Here is a 17,931-nt window from a genome sequence, read left to right as displayed (position 1 = left end):
GCACGGAGTCACCCGCGCTACGCGGGGCACGACGGCGCGGGGCACGACGGCGCGGGGTACGACGGCGCGGACCGCGATGCGCGTGCACGAACGGCCGCGAACGCCGACCCAGGACAGACACCGAGGAGCCGCCCCGCCGCTCGTCGCCGGCTCCCCACTCGCCGGGCGGACGGCGCGACGCCACGGTAGGTACCCGGCCGGGTCAGATATTCCTCATCGGTCACGAAGCCCGCGAGGCCACGACGAGACCGCGCGGCAGCGACGACGGACACGCGACCACGAAGCAGCACGTCGGTCGCGCTGCGCGGACATCATCGGCTCGGCCCCGTGCCGCACCACGAAGGCGGTCATCCGGCCAGGGCGGGACCATCATCCTCTCGACGCCCGTAGCGCTCGGCCGCGCGCGCCTTCGCCTTGGCGGCCTCGATCTCCCGGTCGCGGGGCGGCGCCTTCGTCACGAGGCTGTCGAGAAGGGTCCGGGTGGCCTCCGCCACGACGCGGACCGCCTCGGCGAACGCCTCCTCGTTTGCCGCCGACGGCCGAGTCGCGCCGCTGACCTTGCGAACATACTGAAGGGCAGCGGCTTCGATCTCGTCGTCGGTCGCGGGTGGTTCGAAGTTGTGAAGCACGCGAATGTTCCGGCACATGCCTCCACCATGCCAGGCCGGGGCGACAATCGGCAGGCTTCGCTCCGCTCACCGAGCGCGTACGTCGCGCGTTGGCCGCCGCGTGCCGCCCCAGCCGGCCGGTCGGCGTGGTCAGAGGCCGGCGGCGGCGTCGTACCGGCGCCGCAGGTCAGCCATCTCCGATTCGGGTAACGCCTCCCTGAGTGCCAGTTCCTCGTACTTGTCGGGGAACATCTCCCGTAGCCGGTCGACGAACCTGACGCCGGCGGTCGCCTCGACCACCTTGATGCCGGGAGGCCGGGTGGTCATGTCCATGATCACCGGGCCGACGAGTTTGACCGCCCCGTCCCAATGGCGCTTCTGTTCGGCGACGCCGCAGAGGTGGAAGCCGTAGACCGTCTGGACGTCGGCCAACGTGGCGGCCCCGGTGGGCTCGTGGCCGTAGACATGGACTCCGCAGACGACCGCCGGCACGGCCTGCTCTCCGGTTGGCACCTGTGGGGTGTGCCCGGCGTGCTGGTGCTGTGCCGGGTCCGCCTGTTCGAGGGTCGTACGCATCCGGGTCAGGATCTCCTGGCGGAGAACTGCCGGGTCCGTCTTCGGGGTGGTCGAGGTGACCACGGCGGCCGCGCCGAGCGACGCGGCCAGCAGGCACACCTCGATCCACACGAAGCGGCTTCGGTACCAGCCGCTGACGCTCACCCGGGAAATCATGCTCGTTCCTCACCTCGTCGCGGTTCCTGATGGTGGCGGAGGGCGCCGGCGGTGGGGTGGTGCGGCACGCGCCACCCCACCGCAGACGCTGTTACCGAGCGGTGCAGGTGAGGTTGGGTGTGGAGTTGGTGCCGTTCCAGGAGGCGTTGAAGCCGAAGCTGGTGGTGGCGTTGGCGCTCAGGGAGCCGTTGTAGGCGACGTTCGACGCGGAGACCGACGAGCCGCTCGACGTGACCGTCGCGTTCCAGGAGTTGGTGATGCTCTGGCCGTTGGGCCACGTCCACGCCACCGTCCATCCGGAGATGGCGGCGTTGCCGGCCCGGACGGTGACTTCGGCGCCGAATCCACCGGACCACTCGTTCGTCTTGCGGAAGGTGGCGGTGCAGGCACCGTTCCCGGCCGGCGGCGGGGTCGTGGGCGGCGGAGTCGTCGGCGGCGGGGTGGTGGGCGGCGGCGTGGTGGGCGGCGGGGTCGTCGGCGGCGGGTTGCCGCCGCCACCGAAGATCACGTCACTGCAGAGGTAGTACGGCTGGTCGAGGTGGGACGCCTGCCAGATGGTGTAGACGACGTGCCGCCCGGTGCGGTTGCCCGCGTTCACCTGCGCCTCGTAGAGCCCGGTGGTCGGGTAGCTGCCGGTGCGCAGCACCAGTTCGAGGCTGTTCCAGGTGAGGGGCTGAGTGGTCGGGTCGAAACCCTGCTTGGTGATGTAGATCAACATGTAGTCGGCACCGTGCTTGGCACCGTCGGTCAGCGTCAGCGTGAAGTTGTTCGGCATCGGCTTCGCGGTCCACGCGCCGACCGCGTCGAGCGAGGCGTACAGGCCGTTCTGGGTGCGACCACCGCTGCACAGCTGCCCGTCCGGCACCGCGGCCTGGTGATTACCGCCGACGTTCTCGCGGTACAGGCCGTTCCAGTTCCACATCGTGTTCGGGTTGGCCTGCCACGCCTGCCAGCACATCGGGTCGGTCTGCGCCATCGTGGGGTTGAGGTGGTCGGCACCCCAGCGCTCGTAACATCCGTAGTTGCGTGACGGCGGGTTGGTGACCGATCCGTGCGCCGAGGCCGGACCGGCCTGGTTGACCACGACCATCGTGAACGAGGCGACGAGAACTGCGACCGCGGCCAGTCCCAGACGGCGTGCTGTCCGTGAGATTCTCATGATGCTCCAGTGGATGCGCCGACGCCCAGTGGCCCTCGCTGGGTGCCCACCCCGGAGAAGGACGCCGATCGATTCAAGCCGCCCACCAGGTGGACGGCACTGCTGCCCAGCAGCGCTTGGCGACTCCCAGCCACGATCTTAGTAAAGACAGCCGTCAATGTAAATCGATACCGACGTATCGGTCAGACCGCGAGGGCCGCGCGCACCTCCCGCTCCGCCGTCACTCCCCCGTCGCCGTGCGAGGTGACCCGGCCGGATTCGAGGACGTGGTAGCGGTTCGCCACCCGCAGCGCGAACCCGAGGTGCTGCTCGACGAGCAGCGCGCTGAAGCCGGACTGCCGGGTCAGCTCGACGATCCGCTCCTGGATCTCGGCGACCACCGACGGCTGGATGCCCTCGGTCGGCTCGTCGAGCATGAGCAGCCGCGGCCGGGTGATCAACGCGCGGGCGATGGCGAGTTGCTGACGCTGACCACCGGAGAGCAGCCCGGCGCGCCGCCGCAGCAGCGGACGCAGCGCCGGGAACAGGTCCAGCACCTCCGCTGTCGCCTCCGCGCCGTCGCGCCGGCCGTCGGCGACGAGGCGCAGGTTCTCCGCCGCCGTCAGGTGCGGGAAGCACTGCTGGCCCTGCGGGACGTACGCCATGCCGCGCGCCACCCGCTCGTGCGGCGCGAGACGGGTGACGTCCTCGCCGTCCAGCTCGACGGTGCCGGCGGTCGGGCGCAGCAGGCCTGCCGCGACCCGCAACAGGGTGCTCTTGCCGGCGCCGTTGTGCCCGAGCACCGCGGCCACCCCGTCGGGCGGGACGGCGAGGTCCACGCCGTGCAGCACCCGGGAACGCCCGTATCCGGCGTGCACCCCACGCAGGGTCAGCATCATGCCTCCAGACCGCTGGGGACCGACCCGGCATCGACCGGGTGGCCGAGGTAGACCTCCTGCACGCGCGGGTCCGCCTGGACCTGCGCCACAGTGCCCTCGCTGAGCACCCTCCCCGCGTGCAGCACTGTGACGCTGCGCGCGAAGCGACGCAGGAAGTCCATGTCGTGCTCGATCACCACCACCGTGCGATCCCGGCTCACCGTCTCCAGCAGGGCGCCCGTGGCGTCGCGCTCCTCGTGGCTCATCCCGGCGACCGGCTCGTCGAGCAACAGCAGCCGCGCGTCCTGCACCAGCAGCATGCCGATCTCCAACCACTGTTTCTGGCCGTGCGCGAGCGTGCCGGCGAGCTGGTCGGCGCGGCCGGTCAACCCGATGGTCTCCAGCGCGGCCGCCACCTCGTCGGGGATCCCCCGCCGACGCCGGGCCAGGGTGGCCCAGCCGCGGCGGGCGCCCGCAGCGATGTCGAGGTTCTGCACGACCGACAGCTCCTCGAAGATCGTCGACGTCTGGAACGTCCGGCCGATGCCGAGCCGGCTGATCCGGTGCACCGGGCGACCCAGCAGCTCCTGGTCGCCGAAGCGCACCGAGCCGGTGGCCCGCACCAGACCGGTGATCGCGTCGACCACTGTGGTCTTGCCGGCGCCGTTCGGCCCGATCAGGAACCGGATGTCACCGGCGGGAACCTCCAGCGAGACGCCCTCGACGGCGGTGAAGCCGTCGAAGCTGACCCGCACGTCACGGACGGACAGCCCGTCCAGCCGGTCGTCGCTCATCGGTGCGCCTCCGCCCGCTCGGCGCGGCGGCGGGCCAGCGCCCACAGCGACGCCAGGCCGCCGGGAAGGAACGCCACCACCACCACGAAGAGCAGACCCTGCAGGTACGTCCAGGTGCCCGGGAAACGTTCGGACAGGGCGGTACGCGCCCAGGCGACCGCCACCGCGCCGAGCACCGGCCCGAGCAGCGTGGCCCGGCCGCCCACCGCCACACCGATGACGAACTCGATCGACGGGACGATGCCGATGAGGGCGGGCGAGATGATGCCCACCGCCGGCACGAACAGTGCCCCGGCGAGGCCCGCCATACCCGCCGCCACCACGTACGCGACGAGCTTGACCGACGCCGGGTCGTAGCCGAGGAAACGGACCCGCTCCTCGCTGTCACGTACCGCCACGAGCAGTTCCCCGTAGCGGCTGTGGATGAGCTGGCGGGCCAGCGCGAGCAGCGCGAGCAGGACGCCGGCGATGATGAAGTAGACCATCCGCTGGTTGACCGGGTCGTCCAGGTCGTAGCCGAAGAAGCCCTGGATGTCGGTGAGCCCGTTGGTGCCACCAGTGGTCCCCTGCTGGCCGATCAGCAGGATCACCATGGCGGCGGCGAGAGCCTGGCTGAGGATCGCGAAGTACGCGCCCCGCACCCGGCGGCGGAACACCAGTGAGCCGAGCCCGAAGGCGACTGCCATCGGCAGCAGAACCGTGGCCGGCAGCGCGAACCACGGGCTGGCGAACGGCCGCCACCAGACTGGCAGTTCGTCGAGCTGCCCGTACAGCTGCATGAAGTCGGGCATCCCACCGGGACCCGCGTCGGCGAGCTTGAGGTGCATGGCCATCGCGTAGCCGCCCAGGCCGAAGAAGACGCCCTGGCCGAGGGTGAGCATGCCGCCGCGCCCCCAGGCGATGCCGATGCCGACGGCCACCATGGCGACGCAGAGGTACTTGGCGAGCAGGGCCAGCCGGAAGTCCGACAGCGCCAGCGGCGCGACGGCGAACAGCAGCGCCGCGCCGAACGCGAACCCCGCCGCCGCACGCAGCCGGGACCGGCCACCCGGCCGGCTCGGAGGCGCGATGCCGGCCGGGGCCGGTGCGCCGGCGGTGCTCGGCGGCGCGGGTGTCACGGCGGTCATGCGAGGCTCCTGGTCCGCAGGGTGAACAGGCCCTGTGGCCGCCACTGGAGGAACGCGACGATCGCCACGAAGACGATCACCTTGGCGACGCTGAGGGTCGTGAGGTACTCCCCGGTGGCCTGGAGGACCCCGAGGGCGAAGGCGACGATCACGCTGCCCTTCAGCTGACCGATCCCGCCGACCACGACGACCAGGAAGGCGTCGATGATCAGGTTGGTGCCCATGGTCGGGCCGATCGGGCCGAGAAGGGTGAGCGCCACCCCGGCGAGCCCGGCCAGGCCCGAGCCGAGGAAGAAGGTCGTCCGGTCGACCCGGGCGGTGGGGACGCCGGACACCGCGGCGAGGTCGCGGTTCTGCACCACCGCGCGGATCCGACGCCCGAGCGGGGTGAGCCGCAGCGCCAGGGTGAGGGCGGCGACCGCGGCCAGGGCCAGGGCCAGGATGAACAGCCGGTTGTTGGCGACCGTCAGCCCGCCGGGCACCGCCACGTTGCCGGTGAGCAGGTCCGGCGCGCGGGTCTGCACGTTCGGACTGCCGAAGATGTCCCGGGCGAGCTGTTGCAGCATCAGGGACACGCCCCAGGTGACCAGCAGGGTGTCCAGCGGACGGGCGTAGAGCCGGCGGATCAGCAGGATCTCCAGCAGCACCCCCATCGTGCCGGCGACCGCGAACGCCACCGGCAGCGCGACCAGCAGCGACAGGCCGGCGCCGGTGATGCTCTGTTGCAGCACGTACGTGGTGTAGGCGCCGGCCATGATGAACTCGCCGTGCGCCATGTTGATGACGTTCATCTGGCCGAAGGTCAGCGCCAGCCCGAGCGCGATGAGCAGCAGCACCGCGCCGATGCTGATGCCGGTGAAGAGTTGACCGAAGAGGACTGTCACGGTGGGTACTCCCGTACTGCTGGTCGAGGGACCCGGGCGGGGCGCGGCGTCGCGGTGCCCGCCCGGGGCCGGCGTCGTCAGCTCAGGCCGCTCGCCCACGGATAGGTCTTGAGGTACGGGTCCGGCGCGATCGGCTTGCCGGAGTTCCACACCTCGCTGATCAGGCCGTCCGCGCCGACCTTGCCGATGCGGGCGGTCTTGGCGATGTGCTGGGTCTTGCCGTCGACGGTGACCAGGCCCTCCGGCGCGTCGAAGGTGATTCCGTCGGAGGCGCCGCGGACCTTCTCGACGTCGAACGCGCCGGCCTTCTCGACCATCGCCTTCCACAGGTAGACGCTGACGTAGGCGGCCTCCATCGGGTCGCTCGTCGGCTTGTCCGCGCCGTACTTCGCCTTGTACGCGGCCACGAACTTGCCGTTCGCCGTGCCGGGCGTGGTCTGGTAGTAGTTCCAGGCGGTCAGCTGACCCTCCAGGTACTGGGTGCCGATGCTCTTGACCTCCTCCTCGGCGATGGACACCGACACCACAGGCATCGCGGCGGCGGTCAGCCCGGCCGACTTGTACTCCTTGAAGAACGCCACGTTGCTGTCGCCGTTCAGGGTGTTGAAGACCGCCTTCGCGCCGGATGACTTGACCTTGTTGACGATCGTGCCGAATTCGGTGGACCCGAGCGGCGCGTAATCCTCGCCGACCACCGTCATGCCGTTCGCCGCCGCGTACGCCTTGATGATTTTGTTCGCCGTTCGCGGGAAGACGTAGTCGCTGCCGACCAGGTAGACCGATTTCGTTCCCTGAGCCTTGAGATAGTCGAGCCCGGGAACGATCTGCTGGTTGGTCGTCGCGCCCGTGTAGAAGATGTAGGGCGACTGTTCCAGCCCCTCGTACTGCACCGGGTAGAACAGCAGCGCCTTGTTCTTCTCGAACACCGGCTTGACCGCCTTGCGGCTGGCCGACGTCCAGCAGCCGAAAACGGCTGCGACCCGGTCCTCGGAGATGAGCTTCTCGGCCTTCTCCGCGAAGGTGGGCCAGTCCGAGGCGCCGTCCTCCCCGACCGGCTGGATCTTCTTGCCGAGCACGCCGCCGGCCGCGTTGATCTCCTCGACGGCGAGCATGATGGAGTCGCGGACGGTGACCTCGCTGATCGCCATGGTGCCGGAGAGCGAGTTGAGCAGGCCCACCTTGACGGTGTCGCCGGAGACGTCGGCGGTGACGCCGGCCGCGCCGCCCGCGTCACTGGTCTTGCTGCCGCACGCGGTCATGGCCGCCGCGGCGACGAGGGTCATGGCACCCGCCAGGATGCGGCGGCCCCGAAGAAGTGGCATCTAGTCTCCCTGCGGTGCACTCAAGTAGCGAAAGGACGGTCGGTGCGGTCCGGTGGAGTTGGCGATGCCGAGGTCGACGGGTGGACGTCGCCTGTGGTCATCGCATCGGATACGGGCACGCAAAGCGTTGACCGGCATGATTGCGCGGAGGTTTCCCAGTCCTTAATTGACTGTTTCCCGGGCACCCGGAGAGAACGCGTGCGAGAACGGCTGACACCGCCCCACGGGAAACGGTGTCAGCCGTGATTATTTCGCCGAAGAATTGCGCCACCACAATGGCCGGCGGACAGATTCCGCCGACGGTGGACAGGCATTCGCGGTATCCGCCCCGGAGGTAGATACTTCACGCAGGAAGCATCTTAGGGCCGGGCCGGGTGGACGTGTCAAGGGTCGATACCTGACGGTCAGATCTGGGCGAGCACTGTGAAGTCGAGACCGTCGGCCTCGGCGAGGTAGATCCGCTGGCGCACGTGCCGTCGACGCAGCTCCAGCCGACCTCGCGGCCCGTGGTACGCCACCGTGTCGGCAGCCGTCTCGATCGCCCGTACGTCGAGGGTGCGGGCCTGCCCGATCAGGGCGGCGAGCAGCATCACGCCCTCGTAGCAGGACTCCCCCAGGCTGCCCAGCGGCGGCGCCTCCACCCCGAACCGGCGGGCGAACTCGCCGTGGAAGTCGAGGTTCTCCTGCGTCACGAGGCCGGCGAAGAAACCCGCCGTGCTGTAGAGCCGCCGCGTCGCGCCCGCCCCGCTGGCCAGCAGCATGTTCTCGTCCATCAGGGTACTGAGCCGCAGGCAGCGCTGGTCCATCGCGGCACGCGCGAACGCCCTGTTGAACCGCACCGCGTCCGCGCCGACGAGCAGCATCACCACGGCGTCGGCCGCGCTGCGCTCGATCCGGCGCAACACGTCGTCGAAGTCGTGCGTCTCCAACGGCAGGAACGCCTGCCCCACCACGCGGCCACCGCCGCGCAGCGCGTACCGCTGGGCCGCCCGCGCGGTACGCCGGGGCCACACGTAGTCGTTGCCGACCACGAACCAGCGGCGCACGCCCTGCTCCCCCGCGAGCAGCCGCATCGCGGGCCACAGCTGGGCGTCCGGCGTCTCGCTGGTCAGATAGACCCCCTCGGTACGCTCACCGCCCTCGTACAGTGCGGTGTAGACGTACGGCACGCGGTGCGCGACCCGGGGCGCGAGCGCCTGCCGCACCGAGGAGATGTGCCAACCGGTCACGCCCTGCACGGCGCCCACCGACACCAGCGCCTCCACCTGGGCGGCCACCTCGGCCGGCGGGGCCCCACCGTCGACCGGCACCAGCCGCACCTCGCGGCCCAGCACCCCGCCGGCGGCGTTTATCTCCTCGACCGCGAGCTGGGCGCAGAGTTCGCAGGTCGGGCCGAACATCCCCGCCGGCCCGCGCATCGGGTAGACCAGCGCGATGCTGACCACGGCCCGATCGACGGTGAGCCACGGCGGTGCCGGCGCGGACATGAGCCCATGATTGCCCGGCCGACGTGGGAAAACCATAGCTCTCCACGGACCGGGACGAGTCGCTACCATGGCAGGGCCACCGGCCCAGGGAGTCCCATGTCAGACGTGCCCGGGGCGCCAGCCGATCTGCTGCGCTCGCTCACCCGTGCCGAACGGCTGCTCTCCCGCCGGCTGGCCGCCGTTCTGGCCGACGACGACCTGACCGCCGAGGCGTGGCGGGTGCTCTGCCTGCTGGCCGACGGTCAGGGCCATCCGATGAGCGAGGTGTCCGCCGAGGCGTCGTTGCCGCCGGGGACCCTCACCAAGCTGGTCGACCAGCTCGTCGACCGTAACCTGGTGTTCCGGCGGATCGACCCGCTGGACCGCCGGCGTATCCGGGCCTACCTGACCGCCCGGGGCCGCCGCGAGCACGCCCGCCTCGACGAGCGGGTCCGGGCCAGCCTCGCCGAGGCGGGCGTACCGGCCGACACCGCCCTGCTCGACCACCTCACCGACCTGATCGCCCGGCTCGACCCGGCCGGTCGCCGCGACGACGCCGAGGCGGCCGGCCTTCGCCGTTGACCCCCGCCTCACTCCACCTCGGTGAGCAGCGGCTTACCTTCGAGGTGGGCGCGCAGCGTGTGCGCGTCGGCAGCGGTGGCGGTCCACAGTGTTGCCGGGCCACCCGCCAGGGGCAGCCGGGCGACGGTGCCCTCGACCGTCGCGGGATCGTGGGGCAGCGACGGGTCCACCACCAGCAGCGACCCGGTGGCCGACGCGCCGCCGAGCACCGCGGGGCCGGCCCAGCCGGGCGCGCCCGGTCCCACTGCGAGCGACTGACGCAGCAGCGGCCGGCCGTCGTAGTCGACCCGGGTGTGGACGACCGCGCCGCCCGGCGCCTCGCCGTACCGGCCGCAGATCACCTCGTCGCGCCAGGTCAGCCTCGCCCCCGCGGCCAGCTCCACCTGGGACTCGGCGAGGTGGGCGCAGCCGGCGGCCGCGACCAGTTGCTCGGGCAGCCAGTGCAGTACGCCGCCGTCGCGCACCACGGCGCGGACCGCCATCCGCGACACGACGCCGGGCCGGCCGGGCAGGGCGACCGAGGCGGCGACGGTGTGCAGCCGTACTGCCGCCCCCGGTCCCACGTCGATCTCCAGCCGCAGGTCGTCGCCGGCGAGCGGGCCGGCCGCACCGCCGACGACGTACACGGTCACGCCACGACCGCCGCCGGGCGTCTGCCGCAGCAGCAGCGGCGTCTCACCGCGCAGCTCGGCGAGGACCGTGCCGCCCCGGCCGTCGGCCCGGGCCACCAGCCGGGCGTACGCGCGCATCAGGCCGGGCCGACCCGCGCGGCGGTCGGGTGCACTGCCGCGTGGTGGGCGAGTTCGTGGCGGACCCAGTCGGCGACCCGCCCCGCCGTCGGGTCGCCGACGATCGACAGGAACACGGTCGGCAGGTCGCCGCGCCGGGCCCGCGCGTCCCGGTCCATGACGGCCAGGTCCGCGCCCACCATCGGGGCCAGGTCGGTCTTGTTGATCACGAGCAGGTCGGCGGACGTCACCCCCGGTCCGCCCTTGCGTGGCACCTTGTCCCCGCCGGCCACGTCGACCACGAATATCTGCCGGTCCACCAGGCCCCGGCTGAACGTGGCGGTCAGGTTGTCCCCGCCGCTCTCGACCAGCACCAGGTCCAGCGGGCCGACCGCCTCGGCCAGCTCGTCCACGGCGTCGAGGTTGGCCCCGATGTCGTCCCGGATGGCGGTGTGCGGGCAGCAACCGGTCTCCACGGCGCGGATCCGGGCCGGGTCCAGCACGCCGGCCCGCTTGAGGAAGTCGGCGTCCTCGGTCGTGTAGATGTCGTTTGTGACCACGCCGAGTCGCAGCTCGCCGGCGAACGCCCGGCACAGGGCCGCCACCAGGGCGGTCTTGCCGGATCCGACCGGCCCGCCGATGCCGACGCGCAGCGCCCGGCCGGCTCGCGCCAGCGGCGGATGCGGGTCCACCCCCGGTTCGGGGTGGGTGTGCGGAACGGTCTCGTCGTGCGGGGCAGGATGCTGGCCGGCAGTGGGCGCAGCGGTCGGCACAGCGGTGTCAGGACGCAAAGAGACGCACCTCCCAGGTGGCATGAGCTTCGGCATGGATGTCGGCGAGGGGCGCGGCTGCCGCGGGCAGCCGCTCGGGCGGGTCGTCGGCGGCCCGGGCCGCCGCGGCGGCGGTGCCGTCGCACAGGCCGGCGAGACCGACCAGCAGGGACTGGACCCGGTACGGGTCGAGGCCGAGCAGGCGTACGGCCGCACTGGCCGCACCGGTCACCGTCCCGTGCACGGCGACAGTGGCGGTCTCGGCGCGGCTCAGGCCGGCGGCGGCGCAGAGCAGCCCGAGCACCAACGGCTGGTGCGCTCCGCCAGGTGTGGAGGGCAGGTCGTCGAAGGACGCCTCCGGCCAGACGGCCCGGCCCGCGCGCAGCAGAGCCCGTCCCTGGCGACGGGACACGGTGCGCAGCGCCGGTGCCGCCGTCCGGGCGTCCAGCTCCGCGTCGAGCAACACCAGCGCGGAACCGCGTACGGCGGAACCGGCCGACGTCACCGCCCGGTGCGCCGCCGCCGCGAACGCCGCGCCGACCAGCCCGGCGGTGGCCAGCCGGCCGGCCAGGAACGCCTCCAACGTGGCCAGGTCGGTGACCCGGCCGGCGGCGACGGCGGCCTCCAGGCCACCGGAGTGGGCGTGCGCGCCGGCCGGGAATCGACCGTCGGCCAGCAGCAGGAGCAGACTCGACGTCGCCATCAGAACAGGAAGTACCGCTGGGCCATCGGCAGGCGTGGCACCGGTTCCGGCTCCACCACCTGACCGTCGATCCGCACGGTGAAGGTGTCCGGGTCCACCTCGATCCGGGGCATCGCGTCGTTCTCCGGCAGGTCGGCCTTGCCCCGCGAGCGCACGTCCGCCACGGGCACCACCCGCCGCCGCACGTCGAGGCGCAACCCGGCGTCGAGGGCGGCCGGCGCGACGAACGCCAGGCTGGTGGCAGACGCCGCGGCGCCGTACGCCCCGAACATCGGGCGCGGCAGCACCGGCTGCGGCGTCGGGATGGACGCGTTGGCGTCACCCATCTGGGCGTACGCGATCATGCCGCCCTTGAGCACCAGGTGCGGGCGTACGCCGAAGAACGCCGGATCCCACAGCACCAGGTCGGCCAGCTTGCCCGGCTCGACCGAGCCGATCTCCCGGTCCAGTCCGTTCGCCATCGCCGCGCAGATGGTGTACTTCGCCACGTACCGGCGGGCCCGGTGGTTGTCGGCCGCGCCGTCGCCCGGCAGCGCGCCGACCCGCTCCTTCATGACGTGCGCGCTCTGCCAGGTTCGCAGGATCACCTCGCCCACGCGGCCCATCGCCTGGGCGTCGGAGCCGATGATGGAGATCGCGCCGAGGTCGTGCAGCAGGTCCTCGGCGGCCATCGTGGACGGCCGGATGCGGCTCTCCGCGAAGGCCAGGTCCTCCGGCACGGACGGGTTGAGATGGTGGCAGACCATCAGCATGTCCAGGTGCTCGGCGAGGGTGTTGGCGGTGTACGGCCGGGTCGGGTTGGTCGACGACGGCAGCACGTTGGGCTCGCCGGCCACCGTGATGATGTCCGGCGCGTGCCCGCCTCCCGCGCCCTCGGTGTGGTACGAGTGGATGGCCCGGCCGGCGATCGCCCGCAGCGTGTCGGCCACGAAGCCGGCCTCGTTGAGGGTGTCGGTGTGGATGGACACCTGCACCCCGGAGGCGTCCGCCACCCGCAGGCAGGCGTCGATCGCCGCCGGTGTGGTGCCCCAGTCCTCGTGCAGCTTGAAACCGCCCGCGCCGGCGCGCAACTGCTCCCACAGCGCCTCCGGAGAGACGGTGTTGCCCTTGCCGAGCAGCAGCACGTTTACCGGCAGCGTGTCCAGCGCCTCGTGCATGCGGGCCAGGTGCCAGGCGTTCGGGGTGACAGTCGTCGCCCGGGTGCCCTCGGCGGGGCCGGTGCCGCCGCCGACGAGTGTGGTGACGCCGCTGGCCAGCGCCTCGGTGACGATCTCCGGGCAGATGAAGTGCACGTGGGTGTCGACGGCGCCCGCCGTGAGGATCCGGCCGTTGCCGGCGATGACCTCGGTGGCCGGGCCGATGACCAGCTCGGGGTGGACGCCGGGCATGGTGTCCGGGTTGCCGGCCCGGCCCAGCGCCACGATCCGCCCGTCGCGCAGACCCACGTCGGCCTTGACCACGCCCCAGTGGTCGAGCACCACCGCGCCGGTGACGACGGTGTCGAGGGCGCCCGCCGCGCGGGTGGCCCGCGACTGGCCCATCGACTCGCGGATCACCTTCCCGCCGCCGAAGACCGCCTCGTCGCCGCCCACGCAGTGGTCGGTCTCCACCTCGATCAGGAGGCTCGTGTCGGCCAGCCGGATGCGGTCGCCGGTGGTCGGCCCGTACAGGTCGATGTAGCGGTCCCGCCGTACGGCGCTCACCGCGCCGGCCCGTCGGTCGTCGGCGCTTCCGTTCCCGGGGCGGTCGGTGGCGCCTCGTCCAGCGGTCCGGCGCACTCGCCGCGGAGACCGGGCACGACGCGTGCGCCGCCGAGCGGGACCAGCTCGACGGTGCGGCTCACGCCCGGCTCGAACCGGACGGAGGTACCCGCCGCAACGGCGAGACGCTGACCCCAGGCGACGTTCCGGTCGAACATCAGGGCCGGGTTGGCCTCGGCGAAGTGGTAGTGCGAGCCGACCTGCACCGGACGGTCGGCGGTGTTTACCACGACCACTGTGGTCACCGGCCGACCCACGTTGATCTCGACCGGGCCGGCCGCCGGCAGGATCTCCCCCGGGATCACGGGATCGGGTGGTGCACCGTCACGAGCTTGGTACCGTCCGGGAACGTCGCCTCCACCTGCACCTCCCTCAGCATCTCGGGGATGCCGTCCTGGACGTCCTCGCGGCCGAGCACCGTCCGGCCGGCGGACATGAGGTCGACCACCGACCGTCCGTCGCGGGCCCCTTCCAGCAGGAAGGCGACGATGATCGCGACGGCCTCGGGATAGTTGAGTCGCAGGCCGCGCTCGCGGCGGCGGCGAGCGACGTCGGCCGCGACGTGGACGAGCAGGCGGTCCTGCTCGTGCGGGGTGAGGAACACGGGATTCTCCGGTGGGGATCGGCGTGGCCCGCTCGCCGTCGGCTCCGCGCGGAGCCACACCGGGCAGCACCACCCGGAGTACGAGCTGGGAGTCACACGACCGCCGCGACGCCGCCGACGGGGTGGCCCGGGACTCCACCGTCCCGGCCCGCGCGACGAGCACCCGGCGGTGTCGGTCGGATGCGGACCGCACCGCCCACCGCTTGAGCAGACCGTAGAGGATCGTCACCGGCGGGGGCAACAGGTTCTGGCACGTTCGCGCCGTCAGCTGCCGCACCTACGGCTTGAACGTGGGACGGTTCGGAAGCCCCCCGAGCGGCTCCCGAACCGTCCCGGCCGCCGGCTGCTCAGCCCGCGCTTTCGGCGTCAGGACGTGTGAACAAAGCCGCTGGTCGCATAGTCGCCAGAGTCGCATTGTGCCGTCGACGTGGGTCCGTACGACGTCCACGGTGCGGTGTAAACCCGCCCGAACGCGGTGTACGACACCCCAGCGCTCACGTCCCAGCATGTCAGCCAGACGCTGTAGGCCGCGGAGGGGTACAACGAGCTACGCGTGCAACTCGCGCTGAGGTACGTCCAGGGGTTCAAATCCCTCAAGGTACGGCAGCTCGTCGAGAGCAGCGCCATATCGCTGCTGATCGTGGTAATGCTGCTGGTCCGGGTCGCCGGCTCGGTAGTTGCGGCCTCCGCACCAACGCCACGTTGGTCCGCCTGAGCTGGAGCTGCCAGGGCGGTCGCCATTGCCGCCAGCGCCACGCAGATCACGGTCATACGTCTTACGGATCGCACCATGGTTCTTCCTTCCGGTGGTTTTTCTTACCGACCGGGCACAGATGTTCACGGTGGACTGTGCGCTCAATCGTCCTGCGATCCAGGACGGTCACAGTCCGGCGGAATGCCGATCGCATTCTGCTTCCCTGCCCTCGTCATCACCGTAGAAGCCGCGGTGGTCGTCGCCCAGAGCCAATTCGCCGGCACCTTGACGGTGCCACTTAGGATCTCGGAACGTGGATGTGGCCGTGCGGCTGGACCGGAACGGGATCCTGGCGGGGCAGATCTACCGGCAGCTACGCGATGCTGTCCTGGACGGGCGGCTTCGCCCGGACGAGGCGCTGCCCTCCAGCCGGGATCTGGCCGAGCAGCTCCAGGTTTCGCGCAACACCGTGACGACCGCCTATGAGCGGCTGGTGGCCGAGGGCTATCTGACCGGGCGGCCGGGCTCCGGAACGTTCGTCAACGCCCTGCCCCTCGCAGAGCCGACCGCGCCCATGCTGCCGTCCGGACCTCTCACGCCGCTCGCCGTGTGGCCGTCGATCCCGGTGCCGCCCGATTTCGGCGACGCACCGGAGTTCGACTTCCGGGTCGGTGCGCCCGATACGCGGTTGTTCCCGTACGCGGCCTGGCGCCGGCTCCTGGGCAACCAGTTCCGGCCGACGGCCGTCGGCACCGGGATGCCTGTCGAGCCGGCCGGCCACTTCCGACTGCGTACCCTCATCGCCCGTCATCTGGGCACGGCCCGGAGCATCAGGGCTAATCCGCGGGATGTGCTGATGACCTGCGGCGTGCAGCAGGCGCTCGACCTGGTCGGGCGGGTGCTGCTCGAACCTGGCGCCACGGCGGCGATCGAGAATCCCGGCTATGAACCTGCGAAACTCGTGTGGGAAGCCCAGGGCGTCCGGGTCACCGGCGTCCCGGTCGACGAGGAGGGCCTGATCGTCGACGCGCTGCCCGCGAACGCTCGGCTCGTCTATGTGACGCCGTCCCACCAGTACCCGACCGGCGTGGCGCTGTCGCTGCGGCGGCGCGTCGAGCTGCTCGCGTGGGCCCGGCGGCATGACGCGGCCATCGTCGAGGACGACTACGACAGCCAGTTCCGCTACACCAGACAGCAGCTGGAACCATTGCACAGCCTCGACCGCAGCGGCCGGGTCCTCTACGTCGGATCGTTCTCCAAGGTTCTGCTGCCCACGCTGCGACTGGGTTTCCTGATCCATCCGCCGTCGCTACGCCACGCCCTGCACGCCGCCAAATTCGTCACCGACTGGCACACCAACCTGCCCCTGCAGGCTGCCATGGCGGATTTCCTCGAGCAGGGCATGTTCACGCGGCACCTGCGGCGGGTCCGCCGGGTGTACCGGCAGCGTCACGAACGCATCGCGGCTGCGCTCGCCGGCCCGCTGTCGGCGTACCTCAGGGTCGTGCCGTCGGCGGCCGGCCTGCACCTGAGCGCGATGGTGCGGGGAGCCACCGCCGCCGATGCGCTCGTCCGGGCCCGGACTGCCGGCGTCGTCGTGGCGAGCTTTCCGGAAATCGCCGCCGCGGCACCCGATCCGCCGGGAGTGATCTTCGGGTACGGCATGATCGACGCGCACCGCATCGACGAAGGGATGGCCCGACTACATCACTGTTTGGCCGCCGGCTAGACCGCCGGCCGCGACCTCGCCCAGGCACAGGCACAGGTGTGACGCCGAGGCAGGCCCGGTTGCGGGTCGGTGACAGCGGCTCCGGCAACAGCGACCGCGAGCAGCAGCACGATCCAGAGCGGGACGGCGCCGACGTCGCGCGGTTCGGGTCAGGTGGAGCCGCGGACGACAAGCGTCGTCGGCAACACGGTCGGCTTGGGCGGGTCGTCGCCGCCGTGCAGCATGGCGACCAGCGCCTCGGCGGCGGCCGTGCCGAAGCCGGGCTTGTTCTGGGCGACGGTGCTGAGCCCGGGCGGGATCAGCGCGGCCACCTCGATGTCGTCGAAACCGACAATCGCGATGTCGTCGGGGATCCGTAGGCCGGCCGCCTGGGCCGCCCGCATCGCGCCGACAGCCATCTCGTCACCGGCGACGAACACTGCGGTGGGGCGGTCGTCGAGGGCGAGCAGCCGGTTCATCGCGGCGTGACCGCCGTCGAGATAGAAGTCTCCCTCGATGACGTGGCTGTCGGCGAGCGGCAGGCCGGCCCCGGCCAGCGCGGCCCGGAAGCCGACGAGCCGTTCGGCTCCCGGCCAGGTTCGCAGCGGGCCGGTGATGGTGGCGATGCGCCGGTGGCCGCGTTCGACGAGGTGGCGCACGGCGAGCGCCGCGCCGCCGGCATTGTCCGAGGTGATGTAGGTCGACGCCGGGCCGTCGACCCGCAGGTCGAGAGCGACGCACGGCACCTGGGCTTCGACGAGGGCGAGCACGGCTGGGTCCCGGGTGCCGTTGTCGATGATGACGGCGCCGTCGAGGTTGTGCTGGCGGACGGCGCGCACGTATCGCTGCCCGTCGTCGGGCCCCGCCGCGTCGTGGCCGGCGAGCATGAGCAGGTTCAGCCCGTGCGCGCTGAGCGCCGTCTTGAGCGCGACGAGGATCTCCTGCAGGAATGGGTGGCGCCATCCAGGGCGGCGATGGTCGGTGTCCCACACCAGGCCCACCATGTTGGATTTCTTCGTGGCGAGCGTCCGGGCCGACCCGTTCGGCAGGTAGCCGATCTCGGCGGCCAGGTCGAGGATGCGCTGGCGGGTGTGCTGGCTGACGACCTCGGGGGTGTTGAAGACGCGGGACACGGTGGCGACGGACACGCCGGAGCGGCGCGCCAACTCCCTGATAGTGGTCAATGTGGTGCCTTCTCTGTAACCGGTTTCACGACCGTAGCGCCAGCGATGTCCGCTGGTCAAGACGCATCGACCGTTACCGTTTTGTAACTTGACACCCCCTAGCCGAACCCGTTCACACTTCCCAGGAAAGGCGCTCACCGGCGGTCACCCGCAACCCGGCCGGCATCCGATCTTCATCCAATTCCACCCACCCCTACCACCATCGCTTCGCCGACAATGTAACCGGTTTCAGGTAACCGGTTACATCGC

Annotated in this window: 18 protein-coding genes; 2 read left to right on the top strand and 16 right to left on the bottom strand. The window is 71.5% G+C overall.

Features of this window, described 5'->3' with window-relative positions:
• Positions 1–347: 347 nt before the first annotated feature.
• The 9 genes from AB0C17_RS07020 to AB0C17_RS06980 all read right to left on the bottom strand — a co-directional run bounded on the left by AB0C17_RS07020 (position 348) and on the right by AB0C17_RS06980 (position 8,970).
• The gene (locus tag AB0C17_RS07020; protein WP_357386678.1) at positions 348–647 is read right to left on the bottom strand and encodes a DUF2277 domain-containing protein; all 300 of its coding nucleotides are present in this window, start codon (positions 645–647) and stop codon (positions 348–350) included.
• 111 nt (positions 648–758) lie between these two features.
• Positions 759–1,340 (bottom strand): hypothetical protein, encoded by a 582-nt coding sequence (locus tag AB0C17_RS07015; RefSeq protein ID WP_357386676.1) that lies wholly within the window; start codon positions 1,338–1,340, stop codon positions 759–761.
• A 91-nt stretch (positions 1,341–1,431) separates the two neighbouring features.
• Positions 1,432–2,499 (bottom strand): lytic polysaccharide monooxygenase, encoded by a 1,068-nt coding sequence (locus AB0C17_RS07010; protein WP_357386674.1) that lies wholly within the window; start codon positions 2,497–2,499, stop codon positions 1,432–1,434.
• 182 nt (positions 2,500–2,681) lie between these two features.
• Positions 2,682–3,374 (bottom strand): urea ABC transporter ATP-binding subunit UrtE, encoded by a 693-nt coding sequence (urtE, locus tag AB0C17_RS07005; protein ID WP_357468146.1) that lies wholly within the window; start codon positions 3,372–3,374, stop codon positions 2,682–2,684.
• Positions 3,374–4,150: an urea ABC transporter ATP-binding protein UrtD gene (urtD, locus tag AB0C17_RS07000; RefSeq protein WP_357386670.1), complete on the bottom strand. Its 777-nt coding sequence runs from the start codon at positions 4,148–4,150 to the stop codon at positions 3,374–3,376. Before urtD ends, urtE begins: the two co-directional genes overlap by 1 nt.
• Positions 4,147–5,277: an urea ABC transporter permease subunit UrtC gene (gene urtC / locus AB0C17_RS06995; RefSeq protein WP_357386668.1), complete on the bottom strand. Its 1,131-nt coding sequence runs from the start codon at positions 5,275–5,277 to the stop codon at positions 4,147–4,149. Before urtC ends, urtD begins: the two co-directional genes overlap by 4 nt.
• A complete protein-coding gene (gene urtB / locus AB0C17_RS06990) occupies positions 5,274–6,161 on the bottom strand; it encodes an urea ABC transporter permease subunit UrtB (RefSeq protein WP_357386666.1) in 888 nt (295 codons plus the stop codon). Before urtB ends, urtC begins: the two co-directional genes overlap by 4 nt.
• A 77-nt stretch (positions 6,162–6,238) precedes the next feature.
• Positions 6,239–7,483, bottom strand: a complete 1,245-nt coding sequence (gene urtA, locus AB0C17_RS06985) for an urea ABC transporter substrate-binding protein (RefSeq protein ID WP_357386664.1) — start codon at positions 7,481–7,483, stop codon at positions 6,239–6,241.
• A 404-nt stretch (positions 7,484–7,887) separates the two neighbouring features.
• The gene (locus AB0C17_RS06980) at positions 7,888–8,970 is read right to left on the bottom strand and encodes a substrate-binding domain-containing protein (RefSeq protein WP_357386662.1); all 1,083 of its coding nucleotides are present in this window, start codon (positions 8,968–8,970) and stop codon (positions 7,888–7,890) included.
• Between the two features lie 96 nt (positions 8,971–9,066).
• Here AB0C17_RS06980 and AB0C17_RS06975 point away from each other — a divergent pair, with 96 nt between their 5' ends.
• A complete protein-coding gene (locus tag AB0C17_RS06975) occupies positions 9,067–9,531 on the top strand; it encodes a MarR family transcriptional regulator (RefSeq protein WP_357386660.1) in 465 nt (154 codons plus the stop codon).
• Between the two features lie 8 nt (positions 9,532–9,539).
• Here the strand turns inward: AB0C17_RS06975 and AB0C17_RS06970 are convergent, their stop codons facing one another.
• The 6 genes from AB0C17_RS06970 to AB0C17_RS06945 are packed head-to-tail and all read right to left on the bottom strand — an operon-like array spanning position 9,540 to position 14,096.
• On the bottom strand, positions 9,540–10,280 hold the full coding sequence (locus tag AB0C17_RS06970; RefSeq protein ID WP_357386658.1) for an urease accessory protein UreD: 741 nt from the start codon (positions 10,278–10,280) through the stop codon (positions 9,540–9,542).
• The gene (ureG, locus tag AB0C17_RS06965) at positions 10,280–11,050 is read right to left on the bottom strand and encodes an urease accessory protein UreG (RefSeq protein WP_357386656.1); all 771 of its coding nucleotides are present in this window, start codon (positions 11,048–11,050) and stop codon (positions 10,280–10,282) included. Before ureG ends, AB0C17_RS06970 begins: the two co-directional genes overlap by 1 nt.
• Complete coding sequence (locus AB0C17_RS06960; RefSeq protein ID WP_357477138.1) at positions 11,040–11,732, bottom strand: urease accessory UreF family protein; 693 nt, start codon at positions 11,730–11,732, stop codon at positions 11,040–11,042. Before AB0C17_RS06960 ends, ureG begins: the two co-directional genes overlap by 11 nt.
• A complete protein-coding gene (locus AB0C17_RS06955) occupies positions 11,732–13,435 on the bottom strand; it encodes an urease subunit alpha (RefSeq protein ID WP_357386652.1) in 1,704 nt (567 codons plus the stop codon). The genes AB0C17_RS06960 and AB0C17_RS06955 overlap by 1 nt, the downstream gene beginning before the upstream one ends.
• Positions 13,432–13,797, bottom strand: a complete 366-nt coding sequence (locus AB0C17_RS06950; protein WP_357477136.1) for an urease subunit beta — start codon at positions 13,795–13,797, stop codon at positions 13,432–13,434. Before AB0C17_RS06950 ends, AB0C17_RS06955 begins: the two co-directional genes overlap by 4 nt.
• A complete protein-coding gene (locus AB0C17_RS06945) occupies positions 13,794–14,096 on the bottom strand; it encodes an urease subunit gamma (RefSeq protein WP_357477134.1) in 303 nt (100 codons plus the stop codon). Before AB0C17_RS06945 ends, AB0C17_RS06950 begins: the two co-directional genes overlap by 4 nt.
• A 1,007-nt stretch (positions 14,097–15,103) precedes the next feature.
• On the opposite strand from AB0C17_RS06945, the gene AB0C17_RS06940 reads away from it, so the two are divergent.
• Positions 15,104–16,519: a PLP-dependent aminotransferase family protein gene (locus AB0C17_RS06940; RefSeq protein WP_357477131.1), complete on the top strand. Its 1,416-nt coding sequence runs from the start codon at positions 15,104–15,106 to the stop codon at positions 16,517–16,519.
• A gap of 149 nt (positions 16,520–16,668) precedes the next feature.
• Here the strand turns inward: AB0C17_RS06940 and AB0C17_RS06935 are convergent, their stop codons facing one another.
• Positions 16,669–17,682, bottom strand: coding sequence for a LacI family DNA-binding transcriptional regulator (locus AB0C17_RS06935; RefSeq protein WP_357386646.1), 1,014 nt, complete (start codon positions 17,680–17,682; stop codon positions 16,669–16,671).
• Between the last annotated feature and the right edge of the window lie 249 nt (positions 17,683–17,931).

The sequence above is a fragment of the Micromonospora sp. NPDC048887 genome (assembly GCF_040649715.1).
Classification (GTDB): domain Bacteria; phylum Actinomycetota; class Actinomycetes; order Mycobacteriales; family Micromonosporaceae; genus Micromonospora.
This window is presented reverse-complemented; position numbering and strand designations above follow the sequence as displayed.

What these genes read in the sequence shown, in the direction of transcription:
- urtD (WP_357386670.1), bottom strand. Translation starts at nt 4,150, where the DNA reads ATGAGCGACGACCGGCTGGACGGGCTGTCCGTCCGTGACGTGCGGGTC.
- AB0C17_RS06975 (WP_357386660.1), top strand. Translation starts at nt 9,067, where the DNA reads ATGTCAGACGTGCCCGGGGCGCCAGCCGATCTGCTGCGCTCGCTCACC.
- AB0C17_RS06980 (WP_357386662.1), bottom strand. Translation starts at nt 8,970, where the DNA reads ATGTCCGCGCCGGCACCGCCGTGGCTCACCGTCGATCGGGCCGTGGTC.
- AB0C17_RS07015 (WP_357386676.1), bottom strand. Translation starts at nt 1,340, where the DNA reads ATGATTTCCCGGGTGAGCGTCAGCGGCTGGTACCGAAGCCGCTTCGTG.
- AB0C17_RS07020 (WP_357386678.1), bottom strand. Translation starts at nt 647, where the DNA reads ATGTGCCGGAACATTCGCGTGCTTCACAACTTCGAACCACCCGCGACC.
- urtA (WP_357386664.1), bottom strand. Translation starts at nt 7,483, where the DNA reads ATGCCACTTCTTCGGGGCCGCCGCATCCTGGCGGGTGCCATGACCCTC.
- urtC (WP_357386668.1), bottom strand. Translation starts at nt 5,277, where the DNA reads ATGACCGCCGTGACACCCGCGCCGCCGAGCACCGCCGGCGCACCGGCC.
- AB0C17_RS07010 (WP_357386674.1), bottom strand. Translation starts at nt 2,499, where the DNA reads ATGAGAATCTCACGGACAGCACGCCGTCTGGGACTGGCCGCGGTCGCA.
- AB0C17_RS06970 (WP_357386658.1), bottom strand. Translation starts at nt 10,280, where the DNA reads ATGCGCGCGTACGCCCGGCTGGTGGCCCGGGCCGACGGCCGGGGCGGC.
- AB0C17_RS06960 (WP_357477138.1), bottom strand. Translation starts at nt 11,732, where the DNA reads ATGGCGACGTCGAGTCTGCTCCTGCTGCTGGCCGACGGTCGATTCCCG.
- urtE (WP_357468146.1), bottom strand. Translation starts at nt 3,374, where the DNA reads ATGCTGACCCTGCGTGGGGTGCACGCCGGATACGGGCGTTCCCGGGTG.